An 18109-nucleotide genomic window follows, 5' to 3' on the forward strand; every position below is an offset into this window, starting at 1 on the left:
AATGTGCGCCCCGACTAGGCCAACTCGCGAGGGACATGGACTACCCGATGTCAGCAAAAGGGCAGTACAGGCTGGTCTGCAAGTGTCAGTGAACCAAGAGAACGTCTGCAAGGGTTGCCTCCGGCCACCTATTGGGAACAATCCGGAGGGCTTATGAAACTCATCATCGCCTTACTGGTGAGCTGGCTGCTCGTCGCGTTCAACACAGCGCAGGCCGCCGATTTGGATTGCACCCCTTCACCACTGGTCCAGCTCGAGAAGATTGAAGCTCGAGTCATCATCGTGGGCGAGCTTCACGGAACCGAGCAGACTCCCGCATTCGTCGGCCAACTGGTGTGCGGACTGCTTAAGTTGGGGCGCCCAGTCGTCCTTGCGCTGGAGCGCGACGGCAGCGAGCAGCTGGCGCTGAACCAATACCTCGCGTCGGACGGGCTAGCAACCGACGTTCAGGCATTACTCGCTGGCGGAGCTTGGCGACAGTCGGTCCAGGATGGACGGAACAGCCAAGCCATGCTTGCGTTGATCGAACAGGTGCGCCGCTGGCATCGCGCTGGGCAGCGCGTAGGTGTGTTGGCGATGCAGATGGACTGGTCGCCCGTCCTGCCCGAGAGCGAGCTCGGCAAGGAGCCTTGGGCGAAGGCTGACGCTGACTATTTCACGGCCATGAACGACCGTGCCATGGCCGACAAAGTCAGGGGCACCGCCCTCGCCTACCCTGCATACACGGTAGTGGCACTGGCAGGCAACATGCACACTGCGCTAGGGTCGGCATCACGAGCGATGCAGGTCGCGTCCCCCTCATTCAGTGATCTGTTGACACGGCAGATGGCTGTGCACATCGTCGGCGTCGGCAGCCAGGGCGGCAGTGCCTGGAACCTAACGGCCGAGGGAATGGGGGCGAAGACCGTAATGCGCGGCCCCCTTTTTAGAAGTGATTCGCGCGTCGACTCCCAAGTCGACCTTGGCCGAATCACTGCTTCCGCTCCCGCGAACATGGGCTCTTAAACCCCGAAGGCGGCCAAGCTGACCAAAGTCCCGAGCGACAGCACTAGGAAGACGACGCCTGACTGCCATTTTCCGAACGGTGACTGCCGACGCGCCACCACAGCCGTACCGACGTAGCCACCGACCACGACGACACAGAACACGACCACTAGGGCAAACAGCTTGAGCCCCCCTGTGGTGTGTGTAGCTGCTGCATGCAGCAGGGCAACGAGTGCAAGACCAAGAACGAAGCACAGAATTCCGCTTGCCAGTTGCGCGAGTCGCCCTTCGACATGCTCAATGAGCCCGGCCAAGCGGTCAAACTTGAGGCCAACTTCGTGGAGGAGGGTATTCAAGGAGCCGAGTGCCATCAAGCACATGCAAATGACGCCGAACGCAACGAATGGCACGCCATCGGCGAAGAGGCCATCCGGCAAGGTTTCGTGCGGAGTAATGCCGTGCTGCTTGAGCGTGTGTTGCAGCAAGGTCAACAAGCCTACTGCGGCTCCAAATACGCCGAAGAATGCGGCGTCACGGCGAAGTTCATGCCCAAGACGGGCCATGACAGGTTTGATTGCATCGTTCATGTTTTCGAGCGCTGGCGCGGCAGTTCAGGGTTAAGTTGAGCGGCCTATGGCATGGGCCTCATTTACATATAGCGTTTTGCGACGTCCACTCTGCCAGTTTTAGAAAATTGGCCTGAGAGACGCACCATCTGCACTCAACCTACCCGGCCCAAGATGTAAAGAGACGCCGGTCGTAGACATTTTCTTGTTTACCCTCTGCTTGCAGACGAAATACCTACGATCGTAGACATTTCTTGCACGCCTGGCCTTAAGGCTACAAAATGTCTGCAGCCGCAGACATTTTTATGAAACACCCAATTCACTCCCCTGAAGACCTGGGCTTGGTCATCCGTGCGGTTCGTAAGAGCACTGCAGTGCGCCAGGACGACTTGGCCGGTGCTGCGGGCGTGAGCCGCCAGTTCGCCGTCGACGTGGAGAAGGGCAAACCCACGATTCAACTGGGGCGCGTGCTTCTGCTGCTACAGGAGCTCGGCATCTCGCTGAGCGTCGACATTCCCGACGAGGCATCGAAGACCCTGTCGATGCTGAAGGCCCGACGTCAAGCCAAGCGCGAGACGAGCGAGGACTCGGGTGCATGAGGGGTCTGAACGTCTTCATCGACCGCCGTCTCGTCGGCACGCTGCACGAAGGCGACGACCTCTGGCGATTCGAGTACGACAAGCAGTGGGCCGCGGCGCTCGATAGTTTCGACCTGGCGCCTGACTTGCCGCGTGCCCAGGGTGAGCACGTGGACGGCGGCACCCGCCGCCCCGTCCAGTGGTACTTCGACAACCTGCTGCCTGAAGAATTGCTGCGTCAGGCCATCTCCAAGGAGGCCGGCATCAAGGGCGAGGACGCCTTTGCGCTGCTGGAATACCTGGGCGCCGAATCGGCCGGCTCGCTCACCCTGCTGCCGCCTGGGCAGATGCCATCGGAAGCCAGGGCATTGCGCGAACTGTCAGACGAGTCCTTGAGCAAGCGTATTCGGGCCTTGCCCAGGCAGACGCTGACGAAGGGCGCGCCCAAGCGCATGTCCCTGGCCGGTGCCCAGCACAAGCTGCTCGTGGTCAGCCGGGACGGCAAGCTCTTTGAGCCCGAAGGAGCGACGCCGTCCACGCACATCCTCAAGCCTAGCCATCCGGACAGTGACGGCTACCCGGCCTCGGTGCTTAATGAGTTCGTGACGATGCGCTTGGCCGAAGCAGCCGGCTTACCCGTTCCGCATGTGGAGATGCGCTACGTCCCCGACCCGGTCTATATCGTGGACCGTTTCGACCGACGCATTGCAGCCAGGGGCATGGCCGCGGGTGGAGGCCCTGATCGCGACGTCGAGCGCCTACACATCATCGACGCCTGTCAACTCCTGGGCCGGGCCCGCACCTTCAAGCACAGCGGTGCCTCCTTGCAGGCACTGCGCGACATCATCGAACGCACGACGAACAAACTGCACTCCCGCCTGCAACTGTTCCGCTGGCTTGCCTTTAATGTCCTCATCGCCAACGACGACTGCCACCTCAAGAACCTGTCCTTCTTCGTGGCCGCCGACGGCATCCAGTTGTCGCCGCACTACGACCTCCTGGCAACCGGTGCCTATTACACAGGGACACTGGCCGATGACCGATCTATTTGGCCCGATGTGCCGATGGCCTTTGAGTTACCGGGGGCGCGCTTGTTTGGCGAGGTCACCCGACTCGTCGTATTGCGAACTGGCGATGAACTGGGCGTGCCGGCCGCCGCGGCACAGCGCATCTTGAATGAGGTGCTGCAGCGTGTGCCCGCAGCATTCAAGCGCGAGGTAGCTGACTTGGAAAAGCGGCATGCAGCGCTCGCACCTGCGGCCCAAATCAACCGTGGCCTGGAGGACCGCTTCATGCGTGTGCTGGACCGCATCGTCCTCCATGACATGCAGCAGCGCCTGGTTTGAACTCACATCCACACCTCAGCTGTCAGAGTGAGAGTGCAGCTTTAGAACGATCGCGGTAGAGACACCCATTGCTGAGTGCCCCCGCACAGATCCGTACGGGCCCGATTCGGGCATACGGCTCCTACCTTGGGTGGTTGACGGCAAAGCGCTGTGATGGCCATGGGTGAAGGCCTCGGGGGAGCGGAAGCCACGCGGCAGCGATCCGTGTCATCCGGGCCCACGTGATGTGGTCCTTCTGGCTGCGCCGCCGAAGCGTGCGCCGCCATAAGTTGGTGACGTGGTATCGGAACGCACTGAGCGCCCGACTGTTCGTCGGGACCGCGTGATACGCGAAGAAGCCGGCCACCACCGCTTTCAGCCACCTACCTTGTTCAGGGATGGGTTTGTGCACGTGGCGACGCAGCTCCGCCTTGATCTCCTGGAGCTTCGCCCGCATGCGGTCACGTCGTGTCGGTCACGTCGTGTCTTGCGCTGGAGCAAGAATGCCCCGCGCCGCCACACCTCAGCCGCGCCCCGCCATCAACAATCCGGCAGCCGCACACCCTTAAAAAGGACTTGTCTGTGGACTCAAAAGTCCTGGCTATCAGCGGGCCGCTGCGGACGACCTTGGAAGATCGGAGGCCGGAAAATCGTTGTGCGACGACGACTTACGAACCACCTTGGATTTCCCTGAAGTCCTCAGAATGATGCAGTGGAGCGGGTGAAGGGAATCGAACCCTCGTATGAAGCTTGGGAAGCTGCCGTTCTACCATTGAACTACACCCGCATCGGGACGGAGTTTACGTGATCGCCGGCTGGTAACGGCCTTGTAAAAGCAACGCGGGGATCGAAACGCCACGGGCCTTTCGCGTGGAAGGCGGCCCTAGCATCGCGGCCGTTCCCACTTTCATCCCTCGAACAATATGAACTCCCCCGTCCGGCGCGCGATTGCGTCACTCGTCACTGCGTCACTCGTGTTCAGCGGCATGGCGCAGGCTGCGCCGACGGCGCTCATCAGCACCGAGCAGGCCGCTGCGGCGCAGCAGCCGGCCGAACGCAGCGAGGCCCACGCCCGCCTGCACGCCGCACTGGACCGCGCAGACTTGGCCGCGATGCTGCAGGCCCGCGGCGTGTCGACCGACGAGATGCGCGCGCGTGTCGACGCGCTGACCGATGCCGAGGCCCAGCAGCTCGCCCAGCAGATCGACCAGGCGCCCGTCGGCGCCAGCGATGTGGTCGGCATCCTCTTCACGATCTTCATCATCCTGCTGGTGACCGACATCCTGGGCCTGACCAAGGTCTTCCCGTTCACACGCTCGGTGCGTTGATTCCTCGTGCCACCGCGGCGCTGGCCGCCTTGCTGCTGAGCGGCTGCGCGAGCTTCTTCACGCCGCCGCAGACGGCCGCTCTGCTGGCGCGGCCGCCGCAGGACCTGCCCGAGCAGATCGAGCGCCGCGGAGTGCCCTTCTTCCCGCAGACGAGGGACCACTGCGGCCCGGCGGCGCTGGCCACCGCGCTGGCGGATGCGGGCCTGCCGGCAGACACCGAGCGCCTGGCCGAGGCGATCTTCCTGCCCGCCCGGGGCGGCAGCCTGCAGCTCGAGATGCTGGCCGGCGCGCGCCGCCAGGGTGGCGTCGCCACCCGACTGCCACCGCAGCTGCAGGCGCTGCTGCGCGAAGTCGCGGCCGGCCACGCGGTGGTCGTGCTGCAGAACCTCGGCCTGGACTTCCTGCCGCGCTGGCATTACGCCGTCGTCGTGGGCTACGACATCGGCCGGCGCGAGCTGGTGCTGCGCAGTGGCACCACCGAGCGCGAGCTGCTGCCGCTGCGCACCTTCGAATACACCTGGGCCCGCGCGGGCCGCTGGGCCATGGCGGTGCTGCAGCCGGACCGTCTCCCCGCCACGGCCACCGAAGCCGACGCGCAGGACGCCGCCCTCGGCTTCGAGCGCTCTGCGCCACCGGCCCAGGCCGCGCTGGCCTACCGCACGCTGCTCGCGCGCTGGCCCGGCAACCTGCTGGCCGGTATCGGCCTGGGCAATGCGTTGAACACGGCCGGCGATGCGGCCGGCGCCCGGGCGGCCTTCGAGGCCGTGGCTGAACGCCACGACAGCGCGGTGGCCTGGATCAACCTTGCTCGCCTGCGGCTGGACGCAGGCGACCGAGCAGGCGCGCGCGCCGCGGCGGAGCGCGCGATCCGGCGCGCCGACGCCGCCGAGCCACGCTGGCGCGATGCCGCTCATGCGGCGCTGGCATCGACGGCAACAGGCCCGTAGGGGCCAAGCCCACCCGCGCGGCGGCCCCGCAAAGCCGGCGGCTAAAGTCGCGCGCATGACCGCCGCTGCAGTACCCCTCCGCCCGCCCGCCACGCTGTCGATTGCCTGGCGCCAGCTGCTCAGGGACTGGCGGGCCGGCGAGCTGCGCCTGTTGATGCTGGCCGTGGCACTGGCCGTGGCCGCGCTGTGCGCTGTGGCCTTCCTGTCAGACCGGCTGGACCAGGGCCTGCGCCGCGACGCGGCCCAGCTGCTCGGTGGCGACGCCGTCGTGGCCAGCGACCAGCCGACGCCGCAAGCCCTACTGGACCTGGCCGCTGGCCTGAAGCTCACGACGGTACGCAGCGCCAGCTTCCCGAGCATGGCGCGCGCAGCAGACGCCCAGGGCGGCAACAGCCGGTTGGCGGCCGTGAAGGCGGTCGGCCCGGGTTACCCGCTGCGCGGACGCATCGCGCTTCGCGATGCCCTGCCCGGCCGCGGCGGTGCCCCGGCGCCGGGCGAGGTATGGGTGGACCCGGCCGTGGCCGACGCGCTGGGCCTGAAGCTGGGCGACCCGCTGCTGCTGGGGGACAGCCAGCTGACGCTGGCTGCCATGATCGAGACCGAGCCGGACCGCGGCGCCGGCTTTCTGAACTTTGCGCCGCGCGTCATGCTCGCCGAGCGCGATCTGGCCGCCACGCGACTGGTGCAGCCGGCCAGCCGCATCACCTATCGCCTGGCGCTCGTGCCGGGGCCGGGCGCCGCGCCGGACGCGGTGCGCCGCTTCGTCACCGACGCCGAAAAACTCATCGAGGCCCAGAAACTGCGCGGTCTGCGGCTGGAGTCGCTGGAATCGGGCCGCCCCGAGATGCGCCAAACGCTGGACCGCGCGGCCCGCTTCCTGCGGCTGGTGGCGATGCTGTCGGCGCTGCTGGCGGCCGTGGCCGTCGCACTCGCCGCGCGCGACTTCGCGGCCCGGCACCTGGACGCGTGCGCGATGCTGCGCGTGCTGGGCCAGCCACAACGTCGCATCGCCTGGGCCTACGGCCTGGAGTTCCTGCTGGCCGGCCTGGCCGCCAGCGCGGTCGGCGTGCTGGCGGGCCTCGCGCTGCACCAGGTGTTCGTCGTGCTGCTGGCCGGCCTCGTCGACGTGGCACTGCCGGCGCCCAGCATCTGGCCGGCGCTGCTGGGGCTGGGGCTGGGGCTGTCGCTGCTGATGGGCTTCGGCCTGCCGCCGGTGCTGCAGCTGGCCGCCGTGCCGCCATTGCGCGTCATGCGCCGCGACCTGGGCGCACCCAAGGCCGGCTCGCTGCTGGTGCTGGCGGCCGGCATCACGGGCCTGGCGGCAATCCTTGTCGTGCTGGCGGGCGACATGGCGCTGGGCGCCATCGCGGCGGCCGGCTTTGCGGGCGCGGTGCTGCTGTTCGCGCTGCTGGCGTTTGCGGCAGTCAAGCTGTTGCGTCGCGTGGTGCCGGCCGGCGGCAGCGGCGGCGGCGTGCCGCGCTGGCTCGTGCTGGCCACCCGGCAGGTGGCGGCGCGACCGGCCTTTGCCGTCATGCAGGTGGCGTCGCTCGCCGTGGGGCTGCTGGCACTGGCGCTGCTGGTGCTGCTGCGTACCGACCTCATCGACAGCTGGCGCCGCGCCACGCCGGCCTCGGCGCCGGACCGCTTCGTCATCAATATCCAGCCCGACCAGGCGGAGGCCTTCCGTCAGACGCTGGCTGCCGCCGGCGTCAAGCAGTACGACTGGTACCCGATGATCCGCGGCCGGCTGAGCGGCATCAACGGCGAGGCGGTGCAGGGCAAGCGCTTCGCCGAGGACCGCGCGCAGCGCCTGGCAGAACGGGAGTTCAACCTGAGCCACACCGACGCGCTGCCGGCCCACAACGAGCTCGTCGCCGGCCGCTGGGGCGGTGCCGCGCCGGGCGAGCTGGGCCTGAGCGTGGAGGAAGGCCTGGCCAAGACGCTGGGCCTGAAGCTCGGCGACCAGCTGGGGTTCGACATCGCGGGCCAGCCGGTGCAGGGCCGCATCACCAGCCTGCGCAAGGTGGACTGGTCGTCGATGCGGGTGAACTTCTTCGTGCTGTTCGAGGCGGCCGCGCTGCCCGACCTGCCCGCCACGCAGATCGCCGCGTTCCGCCTGCCGGCGGGCGCGACGCTGGACCGCACGCTGGCGCGGCAATTCCCGAACCTGACCGTCATCGACGTGTCGGCCCAGCTCAACCAGGTGCAGGGTGTGCTGGACCAGGTCATCCAGGCCGTGCAGTTCCTGTTCGGCTTCACACTGGCGACCGGCGTCGTCGTGCTGCTGGCCGCCGTGGGCAGCACACGCGAGGCGCGCACGCGCGAGTTCGCGCTGATGCGGGCGCTGGGCGCACCGTCGTCGCTGCTGGCCCAGGTGCAGCGCGTCGAGCTGCTGGGCGTGGGGGCGCTGGCCGGCTTCCTGGCCGGTGGCGTGGCGCTGCTGCTGGCCGCGCTGCTCGCGCGCTTCGTGTTCGAGTTCGAATGGCAGATCAAGCCGTGGGTGCCGCTGGCGACCGCGGGCTGTGGCGCCCTGCTGGCCTGGAGCGCCGGCTGGTGGAGCCTGCGCGGCGTGCTGCAGCGGCCGGTCGTGCAGACGCTGCGCGAGGCCCAGGCCGAATGACGCGTCCCGCCCCGCCCGCAGCCGGTAGCTACCTGCTGCTGTCCGTCGGCATTGCGCTCGTCTACTACCTGCTGGGCCGCCTGGGCCTGCTGGTGGTGCTGCCGCCCTACGAGCTGGCGCCACTCTATCCCGCGGCCGGCTGGGGCCTGGCCGTACTGGTGGTCGGCGGGCTGCGCTACATGCCCGCTGTGGCGCTGGGCAGCTTTCTGGTGCAGGCGACGACGCTCGGCGCGTTCAGCGCCCATCCGTTGTCGCTGGGGCTGGCCATTGGCGTCGGGGCGGCCGCGCAGGCGGCGGCCGGCGCCTGGCTGATGCGGCGCTGGTGCGGCCAGCCACTGGTGCTGGCGTCGCCACGCGAGGTGGGCGGCTACCTGGCCGCAGCCACGCTCGCCGGCCTCGTGAGCCCCAGCTGTGCAACGCTGGCCCTGCGAGCGGCGGACGCGATCGCCACGCCACAGCTGGGGCAGGTGTGGTCGGTGTGGTGGATCGGCGACCTGATGGGGGTGCTCATCGCCACGCCGATCACGCTGGCTCTGATCGGTCGACCGCGCTCGGCCTGGGCGCCGCGGCGCTTCAGTGTGGGCCTGCCGATGCTGCTGACGACGCTGCTCGTCGCGCTGGGTGTGGCGGCAACGATGGACTGGGACCGCCAGCGCAACCGTGCCGACTTCACCCGCGTGGCGACCACGGCGGCACAGGACCTGGCGGCCCAGCTTCGCGAGCCGCTGCTGACGCTGGAGGGGTTGCACGGCCTGCTGAAAATCAAGCCGCGGCCGACGCGGGAGGAGTTCGCGCGCGCCACGAGCGGGCTGATGGACGAGGACAGCCCGTTGATCGCGCTCGGGCTGGCGCTGCGCGTGCCGCGCGAGCAGGTCCCCGCCTTCAACGCAGCCGCCGCGGCGGACCACTTCCCCGGGGGCTACCAGGTGCGCGACCGGCGCCGCGCCGGCGACCACCGCACGTCGGCGGATGAGGACGTCGTCGCGATCCGGCTCATCGAGCCGCTGTCGCGCAACGCCGGGGCCCTGGGCGTCAATGTGCGCAGCGTCAGCGGCGCGCGCGAGGCGCTGGAACGCGCGGTGGCGGGCGGCCGCCCTGCCGCTTCGGCCGGCTTTGAGCTGTCCCAGGACAAGGAAGGCGCCGTCGGCGTGGTGGTCTACCAGCCGGTCTTCCGCGACCAGGAGCTCGACAGCTTCGCGTTCGCGACGCTGCGGCCGGATGTGCTGATGTCGCGCCTGTCGACCACCTGGCCGGAGCACCTGGGCGCCTGCCTGGTAGACCTGGACCCGCATGCCACCTTCCCGCGGCTGGCCGGGCGGCGCGGCTGCGAGGCTGTCCAGCGTGCCGACGACGCGATGCTGCCGCTCGTGAAGCTGCCGCTGACCTTCGGCGGCCGGCATTGGGAGGTGCGGGTCTACGACCTGCCCGGCACACCGCTGCCCCCCGGGCGCAGCTGGTCCTTTGCGCTCGTGGGCCTGCTGTCCACCGCCATGGTGGGCGCGTTGCTGCTACTGATGTCGGGCCGCACGCAGCATGTCGAGGCCATCGTGAGCGAACGCACCGCGGCGCTGGAGCGGGAGATCGCCAGCCGCGCGGTAGGCGAGCAGGCGCTGCGTCAGAGCGAGCAGCGCTTCCGCAGCATCTTCGAGACAGCACCGATCGGCATCGCGTTCACGGACCTCAGCGGCGGCTTCAAGGAAGTGAACACGTATTTCTGCAACCTGCTCGGCTATTCGCCCGATGCACTCATGAGTCGCCGCGCCACCGACGTGACGCACCCCGATGAGCGGGAGGAAGGCATCCGCATGGCACGCCGGCTGATGCGCGGCGAGCTGCCGTTCTACCGCCAGGTCAGGCGCTACATACGGGCCGACGGCAGCACCGTGCATGCGCGAGTGCTGGTCAGCCTGCTGCGCGGCGATGACGGCCGGCCTTTACGGCTCGTTGGCGTCGTGGAGGACATCACCGACCAGCTTCGCATCGAGGAGCTGGACCGCGCGCGCGAGGCGGCCGAGGCCGCCAACCAGGCAAAGAACGAGTTCCTGTCGCGGATGAGCCACGAGCTGCGCACGCCGATGAACGCCATCCTCGGCTTCGCACAGCTGATGCAGATGGACCCGGCCGAGTCGTTGCCACCCGCCCAGCGCAACCGTGTTCAGCAGATCGTGCAGGCGGGTTGGCACCTGCTGGAGATGATCAACGACACGCTGGACCTGTCGCGCATCGAGTCGGGCTCGCTGCGCCTGGACCTGGCGGCGCTGGAGCTGGCACCGCTGCTGTCGCGCGCGCTGGCCCTCGTGCAGCACAGCGCCTCGGAGCAAGGCCTGTCCATCCAGCAACGGCTGGAGCCGGCGGCCCAGCGCGTGCTGGGCGACCCGACACGCGTCACGCAGGTGCTGACCAACCTGCTGAGCAACGCCATCAAGTACAACCGGCCCGGCGGCCGCATCGACATCGAGGCCCGCAGTCCGGAGGCGGGCTGGGTGGAGGTCACCGTGCGCGACACCGGCCTGGGCCTGTCAGAGGAACAACGCGCCGCGCTCTTCCAGCCCTTCAATCGGCTGGGCCGCGAGAGCGGCGGCCTGCCCGGCACGGGCATCGGCCTCGTCATCAGCCTGCGCCTGGCCCAGATGATGGGCGGCAGCCTGCGCGCCGAAGCCGTGGACGGCCCCGGCGCCTGCTTCGTGCTGCGGCTGCCGGCCGCCGACGCAGCACCCCGCGGCGCTGCGGCCTCGGACCTCGGAGAACCGGTCCGGCCGGCGGGCAACGGCCATCAGCGGCTGCTGTACGTGGAGGACAACCCGCTCAACGCCGAGGTCATGCGCGGCATCCTCGAGCAGCGGCCCGGACTGGCGCTGGACGTGGCGCCTACCGTGGAAGAAGGACTGAAGGTCGTCCGCGAGCGTCGGCCGGCACTGTTGTTGCTGGACTGGGAGCTGCCGGATGGCGACGGCCTGATGCTGCTGACCCGGCTGCGCGAGCTGGACCTGACGCCGCCGCCGGTCGTCGTCGTATCGGCCAACGCGCAACCGGAGCAGATCGCGCTGGCACGCGCCGCCGGTGCTCGGCACTACTTGACCAAGCCGCTGGACGTGCGCGAGCTGTTGGCCCTGGTCGATGAATTGTTGGCAGCAGCGCCGGGGCAGGTGCGGGCAGAATGACGGGTTGAACCCACCCGAGCGCAGCCTCCCGATGAGCTCCACCGATCTCGTTCCCACCGCCGGCACATCCGCCGTGCAAACCCAGGCCCGCACCGACGGCCAGCAGTTCTTGACCTTCCGCGTTGGCGGCGAGGAGTACGGCATGGACATTCTGCGTGTGCAGGAAATCCGTTCCTACGAAGCGCCCACCCGCGTGGCCAACGCGCCCAGCTTCGTCAAGGGCGTGGTCAACCTGCGTGGCGTCATCGTGCCCATCCTGGACCTGCGCATCCGCCTGGGCCAGCCGAGCGAGTACAACGCCTTCACCGTCGTCATCGTGCTGAACGTCGCCGGCCGCGTGGTGGGCGTCGTGGTGGACTCCGTGTCCGACGTGCTGGAGCTGTCCGCCGAGGACATCAAGGCCCGTCCTGAAGTGCCGGCGGCGATGGACTCGCGCTTCATCACCGGCCTCGGCAAGATCGGCGAGCGCATGCTGATCCTGCTGGACATCGAGGCGATGATCAAAAGCCCGGATTTCGGGCTGGTCGATTGACATAAGTTAGTGCCTGCCCACTGTTTCACGCGCATCAACACTGCATTCCACAGCAGCCATCGTCTCGCTTAGCACTCGACGGATCAGAGTGCTAATATCTTTCTCACCGCCACATCTCGTGGCGGTCTAGTAAGGATCAAGACGATGTCTGTGTCTGCCTCTTCTGCCATCGCGGTTGCCAACCCCTGGGCCCTGGTGCCCTCGCTCGGCAACCTGGACGCCTACATCTCCGCCGTCAACCGCCTGCCGCTGCTGACGGCCGAGGAGGAAGCCTCTGCTGCGCGCAACCTGCGCGACAAGGGCGACCTGGAAGCCGCCGGCCGGCTGGTGCTGTCGCACCTGCGCCTGGTGGTGTCGATCTCCCGCCAGTACATGGGCTACGGCCTGCAGCAGGGCGACCTGATCCAGGAAGGCAACGTCGGCCTGATGAAGGCCGTCAAGCGCTTCGATCCGGACCAGGGTGTGCGGCTGGTCAGCTACGCGATGCACTGGATCAAGGCCGAGATCCACGAGTACATCCTGAAGAACTGGCGCATGGTCAAGGTCGCGACGACCAAGGCCCAGCGCAAGCTGTTCTTCAACCTGCGCTCGATGAAGCACGCCATGAAGGCTGACCAGACCGATGGCGCGACGCACCGCAACACACTGACCGAGGCCGAGGTGGCCCAAGTCGCGCGCGAGCTGAACGTCAAGCGCGAGGAAGTGCTGGAGATGGAGACGCGCTTGTCCGGCGGCGACGTGGCCCTGGAGCCGCAGACCGACGACGACGGCGAGAGTTTCGCCCCCATCGCCTACCTCGCTGACGAGAACAGTGAGCCGACCCGCGTCATCGAGGCCCGCTCGCGCGACGAACTGGCCGGCGACGGCATCCAGCGCGCGCTCGACGTGCTGGACCCGCGCAGCCGCCGCATCGTCGAGGAACGCTGGCTGAAGGTGAACGACGACGCCTCCGGCGGCATGACGCTGCACGAGCTGGCCGCCGAGTACGGCGTGTCGGCCGAGCGCATCCGCCAGATCGAGGTGGCGGCGATGAAGAAGATGAAGAAGGCGCTGACCGAAGCGGCCTGAACGTTCACTCTCGCCGTTCGACAAGGCCCCATCTGGGGCCTTTGTTGTTTCTGGTGCTATGTGCCGCGGACGCCGCGCAGTTCCGGGATCAGGGCGAGCGTCTGGCGACGCCACCTTGACGCAGTCCAGAGGGGGAGCACTTCAACAACGTGCATCCGCACTCCAGCCTGCGGATGCAGCCGCGTGAAACCTTGCCCATCGCTAGCAGCGCAGCCAGCAGCGCACACTCGCCGTGTCGCCGTTTCGGCGACCCAAGGTCACGATGGGCGTCCATCCGAGACGCCAAAGTTCCTCCATTGACTGGCGTAACATTGCGCCCTGCACGGAGCTAATTACCCCGCAGTCAGGCGTCATCGTCGGCGATCGACGAAGCTCAAATCTGACTGCGCTCATGACGTACCAACCGGCCTTCCCCGCTGCCATCCAACCGGCAGCACTGGCATTGCTGGAAGCAATGACCACCTCGCAGCTTGCCCGTGTGCATCAGGGATTCCAGGTCAACTTGCAGGGCGAGCTGCTCTCCGCTCCCGCACGTCTCTACTGCTCGCCAGGCGACCTGCGAGCATTGATCGACCATGCCACTGGCGACCACCGCACTCTCGCGCTGTGCCTTGGCACGCGGCACTGGAATGGATACGTACGAGAGGAGTGCTTGCGTCGCTTCATCGCGACGGATCGCCCTTGGACCGCCCCGTTCTTGGTCCAGCTCCTTGGCGAATATGTCATCGAGATCGTCGAGCTGATTGCTTCAACCACCCCGCAGGCGACGGTCCAAAACCTGGCTGACTTCGCACGGGAGAACCCAAAGTTCATGGCGCTCACCAGGCAAAGGGCAACAAGCTATTGGGATTGCTACTTCCGGCGTCACTTCCCGTCGCTACAAACCTACCCCGCCATCAGAACCCTGAACGCGATGGACGCGTTGGCTCAAGCCGCATAGGGTAGTCAACCCAAGGTCACGACCAACGTGCTCTACCCTGCCATCGCCGCCGCAGAGGCTAGGTGAGCGTCGCCCCGGACATCAATTGCTCGACTTGTTCTCTGCCAGCAGCAACTTGATGTCGTGCGCCAGGGGCTCGGCCCCCGCGCCGTAGCGGGAATAGACGCGCACACGACCTTCGGTGTCGAAGATGAAGCTCGCGGCCGTGTGGTCCATCGTGTAGCTCTCGGGTGTCTTGCCCGGCACCTTGGCGAAGAAGACCTTGAACTCCTTCGCCGCGGCCTGGGTCTGCTCGTCGCTGCCGCGCAGGCCGATGAAGCTGGGGTCGAAGCTGGCGAGATAGGACTTCAGCAGCTGGGCCGTGTCCCGCGCCGGGTCGATGGTGACGAAGATGCCCTGCACCTTGTCGCCGTCGGCGCCGAGCGAGCGCTTGACCTCGGCCACCTCGGCCATCGTCGTCGGGCAGACGTCGGGGCACTGCGTGTAGCCGAAGAAAACCACGAGCACTTTGCCCTTGAAGTCCGCCAGGGAGCGGCTGCGGCCGTCCTGGTCGCTCAAGTTGAGCTGGCGGGCGTATTCAGCACCAGTGAGGTCCACGCCCTTGAAGGCGGGCCGGCCGGTCTCCGCCTTCTGGCAGCCGGCCAGGGCCAATGCGGCGAGGGCCGCCACAGCAAAACGACGAGTGGTCATGGGAGGTAGTGGTCGATCAACAAGGCGGCGAACAGCAGCGACAGGTGCCAGATGGAGAACCAGAACGTTCGCCGCGCCAGCATCTCCGAATACGAGCGCCACAGCCGGAAGGCATAGCCGCAGAAGCCCAGCCCCAGCATGACGGCGCTGACGAGGTAGAACCAGCCGCTCATGCCGGTCAGGAAGGGCAGCAGCGTCGCGGCGAACAGCACCCAGGTGTAGAGCAGGATCTGCAGCCGCGTGTAGTCGTTGCCATGGGTGACGGGCAACATGGGCAGCCCCGCACGGGCGTAGTCCTCGGCGCGGTAGAGGGCCAGCGCCCAGAAGTGCGGCGGCGTCCACAGAAAGATGATGAGGCACAGCAGCCAGGCTTCGAACCCGACCTCGCCGCGCAACGCCGCCCAGCCCAGCACCGGCGGCATCGCGCCCGAGGCGCCGCCGATGACGATGTTCTGCGGCGTCATCGGCTTCAGGATGACGGTGTAGATGACGGCATAGCCGACGAACGTGGCAAAGGTCAGCCACATCGTCAGCGCGTTCACGTAAACCGCCAGCAGCGCCATGCCGGCCGCGCACAGCAGCGCCGAGAACGCCAGCGTCTGCGGGCGGCTCAGCTCGCCCTTGGCGGTGGCGCGCCAGGCGGTGCGCTTCATGCGGGCGTCGATGCCGTCCTCGATGAGGCAGTTGAAGGCCGCGGCCGCACCGGCCACGAGCCAGATGCCGCCGATGGCGGCGAGCATCGTGACGGCCTGGTCCAGCGACGGCAGGCCCGGCACGGCCAGCGCCATGCCGATCGCGGCGCAGAAGACGATGAGCTGGACGACGCGCGGCTTGGTCAGCTGGTAGAACTGCTGCCAGCGCGGGCTGGGCGCGATGGCGCTGACGGTTGATGTGGAAGCCATGGTCGATCAGGAAGCGCGCCCGCCGTGGACTCTGGCGAGCAAGGTGGTGAGCAGGGCCAGCAGCACGGCGGCGCCCGCAGTGTGGGCCAGGGCGGCGACGATGGGCCAGTCCAGCACGACGTTGGACAGCCCGGAGGCGAACTGCCAGCCGGCGGCGGCCAGCAGCAGGCGCGACCAGGCCGCCGCGCGCCCGCGCAGTGCCCAAGCCAGCGCGAGGATGGCGGTGAAGACGACGGCCGCGCCAATGCGGTGGGCCATGTGGATGGCAGCCAGCGCCTCGAAGCCGAGCAGCTGCCCGTCGGCGCGCCGGCCCAGGTCGCGCCAGAGCTGGAAGCCCTGGCCGAAGTCGAGATGCGGCGGCCACCACTGGCCGCCGTGGCAGGTGGGGAACTCGTCGCAGGCCAGCACCGCGTAGTTCGTGCTGACCCAGCCCCCGAGCGCCACCTGCACCAGCGTCAGGACGAGAACGCCCGCCACGGCGCGGCGCAGCACCGCCGGCACGGCCAGCGGCTGCGGCTCGTAGGCCTCGCGCTGCCAGGCCAGCAGCATCAGCAAGCCCAGGCCGAACAGCAGATGCAGCGTGACGATGGCCGGGAAGAGCTTCATCGTGACAGTCAGCGCGCCGAAGGCGCCCTGCACGCAGACCCACACCAGCGTCAGCGTAGGCCACCATGGCGACGGCGCCGCTTCGCCAACGCGGCGCTGGAGCCGCCAGCTCAAGCCGGCCATGACCAGGATCAGCAGCCCCACCGCGCTGGCGAGATAGCGGTGCAGCATCTCGATCCACGCTTTGCCGTGCGTCACCGGGCCGGTGGGCATGGCGGCCTGCGCGGCGTCGATGTGCTCGCGCGCGCCGACGGGGCTCGCGGCGCTGTAGCAGCCGGGCCAGTCCGGGCAGCCCAGGCCGGAATCCGTCAGGCGCGTGAACGCGCCGAAGACGATGAGGTCGAACGTCAAAAACAGCGCCAACAGCGTCAGGGCGCGCAGGCGCCCCGCAGGCGTCGCAGCGCGGGAGCGCTGGCGCCACCACAGCAGCGGCCCGAGCGCCACCGCGCCGCCGATGGCGGCGACCTGACCGAGGGGCAACAGCAGCTCGTTCACCGTTGCACTCAGCGACCCGAGGTGTCCCAGCTGGCGCTGGCCTTGAGCAGCTTCTCCAGGTCGGCCTTGAGCTTGCGCGGTTCAGGCTCGGCCGGTGCGCGCTCCATCCAGCGGCCCATCGGGTCGACGATGTAGAAATGATCGGACATGCTGCGGCCCGGCGCGGGCTTCAGCCAGGCCGCCAGGCGCTCGCGCGGCGCGCGCAGCACCGTGACCTCGGCACCGCGCTGGCCGACGGCTGCGAGCAGCGCCGGCGCGGGCGTGCCGTCGTCAGGGATCAGCCAGAGCTTGTCGACGCGGTCGCGCTCCTTGCCCAGCATCTCCCGGATCTGGCGCTGCACGTAGAGCTGGCGCTCGCAGGCTTCACCGCACGCGGACGGCTGCACGACGGCCAGCAGCCACTGGCCGTGCAGCGACGGCGCGGCGACGGCGCGGCCCTGGAGGTCGGTCAGCGGCAGGTCGGCCGGCATGTCGACGGTCGGCGCGACCAGCTCGCCATAAGCCGCCCCTTTGGGCTTGATCACATAGAACGTGAAGTACGAAGCCACCACCGGCGCGGCGCAGACGGCCAGGACCACAAACATCTTCCAGCGCCCGGCCCGCTGCTGCGTGGCCACGCGGGGGTCGGGCAGGCTGTGCACCGCGAAGCTCAACGGCTCAGGGCTGCTGGCGGCGGAGCCGGGGGCGGAGGTGTTGGAACCAGACATAGAGGGACAGGATCAGCGCGCAGAGCGCGAACCATTGGAAGGCGTAGCCGTAATGCGTCTGCAGGCCGAGGTCCGGTGCCGGCCAGTGACGCAGCAGACCATCGTCAGGGCCGGCGGTCTGGATGACGGCCAGCGGCAGCAGCCGCAGCCCGGTCTCGGCGCCGAAGGACACGGTGTCCAGATTCTGCCGGATCGTTCCGCCCGCCCCTTCGCCCAGTTGATAAACCCGGGAGGTCGAAGCGGCCAGGCGGCCGAGCACTTCCACCTCGCCGGACGACGTGTTCAGCGGCGGCAGCTGCGTGCGCTCGGCCACGTTGCGCGGCGCCCAGCCGCGCTGCACGAGGATGGCATCGTCGCGGCCGGAGAGCCGCAGCGGCGTGACGACGTAGAAGCCGGCGCGGCCGTCCATCGGGCGGTTGTCGAGCCACACGGTGTGCCGGGCATCCCAAGTGCCACGCAGCACGACACGCCGGTGCAACGCGTAGCCGCCAAGCTGGGCGTTGGTCAGCGCCGGCTTGGCCGCCTCCGCCTCGATGTCGGCCTGCAGCGCGAGCTTCTGCCGGGCGCGGTCCAGCTGCCAGACGCCGAGCCGGGCCGTCAAGGCGGCCGCGAGCAGTGCGGCCAGCAGCATCAGCAAGTGCCGCGCGGTCATGCCGACAC

16 protein-coding genes and 1 tRNA gene are annotated in these 18109 nt (G+C 68.3%); 11 read left to right on the forward strand and 6 right to left on the reverse strand.

Translation table 11 applies throughout. The features are described from left to right. The first annotated feature begins 153 nt into the window (after window positions 1-153). From LXT13_RS10710 to LXT13_RS10725, 4 genes are all read left to right on the forward strand, one after another. The gene (locus tag LXT13_RS10710) at window positions 154-1005 is read left to right on the forward strand and encodes a hypothetical protein (RefSeq protein ID WP_233371906.1); all 852 of its coding nucleotides are present in this window, start codon (window positions 154-156) and stop codon (window positions 1003-1005) included. A 194-nt stretch (window positions 1006-1199) separates the two neighbouring features. Then, window positions 1200-1610 (forward strand): hypothetical protein, encoded by a 411-nt coding sequence (locus LXT13_RS10715; RefSeq protein ID WP_233371907.1) that lies wholly within the window; start codon window positions 1200-1202, stop codon window positions 1608-1610. 314 nt (window positions 1611-1924) lie between these two features. Further along, window positions 1925-2149 (forward strand): helix-turn-helix domain-containing protein, encoded by a 225-nt coding sequence (locus LXT13_RS10720; protein ID WP_233371908.1) that lies wholly within the window; start codon window positions 1925-1927, stop codon window positions 2147-2149. After that, window positions 2146-3474 carry a HipA domain-containing protein gene (locus tag LXT13_RS10725; RefSeq protein ID WP_233371909.1) on the forward strand — a complete coding sequence of 443 codons (1329 nt, stop codon included), beginning with the start codon at window positions 2146-2148 and terminating at the stop codon, window positions 3472-3474. The genes LXT13_RS10720 and LXT13_RS10725 overlap by 4 nt, the downstream gene beginning before the upstream one ends. Before the next feature lie 692 nt (window positions 3475-4166). Here LXT13_RS10725 and LXT13_RS10735 read toward each other — a convergent pair. Next, window positions 4167-4240, reverse strand: a tRNA-Gly gene (locus LXT13_RS10735). A 136-nt stretch (window positions 4241-4376) separates the two neighbouring features. Here LXT13_RS10735 and LXT13_RS10740 point away from each other — a divergent pair. The 7 genes from LXT13_RS10740 (at window position 4377) to LXT13_RS10770 (ending at window position 14049) form a co-directional block, all read left to right on the forward strand. Further along, on the forward strand, window positions 4377-4781 hold the full coding sequence (locus tag LXT13_RS10740) for a PA2779 family protein (RefSeq protein ID WP_233371910.1): 405 nt from the start codon (window positions 4377-4379) through the stop codon (window positions 4779-4781). Next, window positions 4778-5728, forward strand: a complete 951-nt coding sequence (locus LXT13_RS10745) for a PA2778 family cysteine peptidase (protein ID WP_233371911.1) — start codon at window positions 4778-4780, stop codon at window positions 5726-5728. Before LXT13_RS10740 ends, LXT13_RS10745 begins: the two co-directional genes overlap by 4 nt. A gap of 55 nt (window positions 5729-5783) precedes the next feature. Continuing rightward, on the forward strand, window positions 5784-8348 hold the full coding sequence (locus LXT13_RS10750) for an ABC transporter permease (protein WP_233371912.1): 2565 nt from the start codon (window positions 5784-5786) through the stop codon (window positions 8346-8348). Further along, on the forward strand, window positions 8345-11509 hold the full coding sequence (locus LXT13_RS10755; RefSeq protein WP_233371913.1) for a PAS domain S-box protein: 3165 nt from the start codon (window positions 8345-8347) through the stop codon (window positions 11507-11509). Before LXT13_RS10750 ends, LXT13_RS10755 begins: the two co-directional genes overlap by 4 nt. A 31-nt stretch (window positions 11510-11540) precedes the next feature. Further along, window positions 11541-12041: a chemotaxis protein CheW gene (locus tag LXT13_RS10760; RefSeq protein WP_233371914.1), complete on the forward strand. Its 501-nt coding sequence runs from the start codon at window positions 11541-11543 to the stop codon at window positions 12039-12041. 144 nt (window positions 12042-12185) lie between these two features. Further along, complete coding sequence (gene rpoH, locus LXT13_RS10765) at window positions 12186-13109, forward strand: RNA polymerase sigma factor RpoH (protein ID WP_255719363.1); 924 nt, start codon at window positions 12186-12188, stop codon at window positions 13107-13109. Between the two features lie 391 nt (window positions 13110-13500). After that, on the forward strand, window positions 13501-14049 hold the full coding sequence (locus LXT13_RS10770; RefSeq protein WP_233371915.1) for a hypothetical protein: 549 nt from the start codon (window positions 13501-13503) through the stop codon (window positions 14047-14049). 81 nt (window positions 14050-14130) lie between these two features. On the opposite strand, the gene LXT13_RS10775 is transcribed toward LXT13_RS10770, so the two are convergent. From LXT13_RS10775 to LXT13_RS10795, 5 genes are read right to left on the reverse strand one after another with little or no spacing between them, the layout of a single operon-like run. Then, complete coding sequence (locus LXT13_RS10775) at window positions 14131-14739, reverse strand: SCO family protein (protein WP_233371916.1); 609 nt, start codon at window positions 14737-14739, stop codon at window positions 14131-14133. Next, entirely contained in the window at window positions 14736-15641 is a 906-nt protein-coding gene (gene cyoE, locus LXT13_RS10780) for a heme o synthase (protein WP_233371917.1), read from the reverse strand. Before cyoE ends, LXT13_RS10775 begins: the two co-directional genes overlap by 4 nt. A gap of 6 nt (window positions 15642-15647) precedes the next feature. Then, the gene (locus tag LXT13_RS10785; protein ID WP_233371918.1) at window positions 15648-16742 is read right to left on the reverse strand and encodes a COX15/CtaA family protein; all 1095 of its coding nucleotides are present in this window, start codon (window positions 16740-16742) and stop codon (window positions 15648-15650) included. Between the two features lie 8 nt (window positions 16743-16750). Next, complete coding sequence (locus LXT13_RS10790) at window positions 16751-17449, reverse strand: SCO family protein (RefSeq protein ID WP_233371919.1); 699 nt, start codon at window positions 17447-17449, stop codon at window positions 16751-16753. Beyond that, complete coding sequence (locus LXT13_RS10795; protein WP_233371920.1) at window positions 17400-18101, reverse strand: SURF1 family protein; 702 nt, start codon at window positions 18099-18101, stop codon at window positions 17400-17402. Before LXT13_RS10795 ends, LXT13_RS10790 begins: the two co-directional genes overlap by 50 nt. Window positions 18102-18109 lie beyond the last annotated feature (8 nt).

The organism is Pelomonas cellulosilytica (assembly GCF_021353265.1).
In the GTDB taxonomy this organism is placed as follows: domain Bacteria; phylum Pseudomonadota; class Gammaproteobacteria; order Burkholderiales; family Burkholderiaceae_C; genus Pelomonas; species Pelomonas cellulosilytica.

What these genes read in the sequence shown, in the direction of transcription:
- LXT13_RS10710 (WP_233371906.1), top strand. Translation starts at nt 154, where the DNA reads ATGAAACTCATCATCGCCTTACTGGTGAGCTGGCTGCTCGTCGCGTTC.
- LXT13_RS10715 (WP_233371907.1), top strand. Translation starts at nt 1,200, where the DNA reads ATGCAGCAGGGCAACGAGTGCAAGACCAAGAACGAAGCACAGAATTCC.
- LXT13_RS10725 (WP_233371909.1), top strand. Translation starts at nt 2,146, where the DNA reads ATGAGGGGTCTGAACGTCTTCATCGACCGCCGTCTCGTCGGCACGCTG.
- LXT13_RS10740 (WP_233371910.1), top strand. Translation starts at nt 4,377, where the DNA reads ATGAACTCCCCCGTCCGGCGCGCGATTGCGTCACTCGTCACTGCGTCA.
- LXT13_RS10750 (WP_233371912.1), top strand. Translation starts at nt 5,784, where the DNA reads ATGACCGCCGCTGCAGTACCCCTCCGCCCGCCCGCCACGCTGTCGATT.
- LXT13_RS10755 (WP_233371913.1), top strand. Translation starts at nt 8,345, where the DNA reads ATGACGCGTCCCGCCCCGCCCGCAGCCGGTAGCTACCTGCTGCTGTCC.
- LXT13_RS10760 (WP_233371914.1), top strand. Translation starts at nt 11,541, where the DNA reads ATGAGCTCCACCGATCTCGTTCCCACCGCCGGCACATCCGCCGTGCAA.
- rpoH (WP_255719363.1), top strand. Translation starts at nt 12,186, where the DNA reads ATGTCTGTGTCTGCCTCTTCTGCCATCGCGGTTGCCAACCCCTGGGCC.
- LXT13_RS10770 (WP_233371915.1), top strand. Translation starts at nt 13,501, where the DNA reads ATGACGTACCAACCGGCCTTCCCCGCTGCCATCCAACCGGCAGCACTG.
- LXT13_RS10775 (WP_233371916.1), bottom strand. Translation starts at nt 14,739, where the DNA reads ATGACCACTCGTCGTTTTGCTGTGGCGGCCCTCGCCGCATTGGCCCTG.
- cyoE (WP_233371917.1), bottom strand. Translation starts at nt 15,641, where the DNA reads ATGGCTTCCACATCAACCGTCAGCGCCATCGCGCCCAGCCCGCGCTGG.
- LXT13_RS10790 (WP_233371919.1), bottom strand. Translation starts at nt 17,449, where the DNA reads ATGTCTGGTTCCAACACCTCCGCCCCCGGCTCCGCCGCCAGCAGCCCT.
- LXT13_RS10795 (WP_233371920.1), bottom strand. Translation starts at nt 18,101, where the DNA reads ATGACCGCGCGGCACTTGCTGATGCTGCTGGCCGCACTGCTCGCGGCC.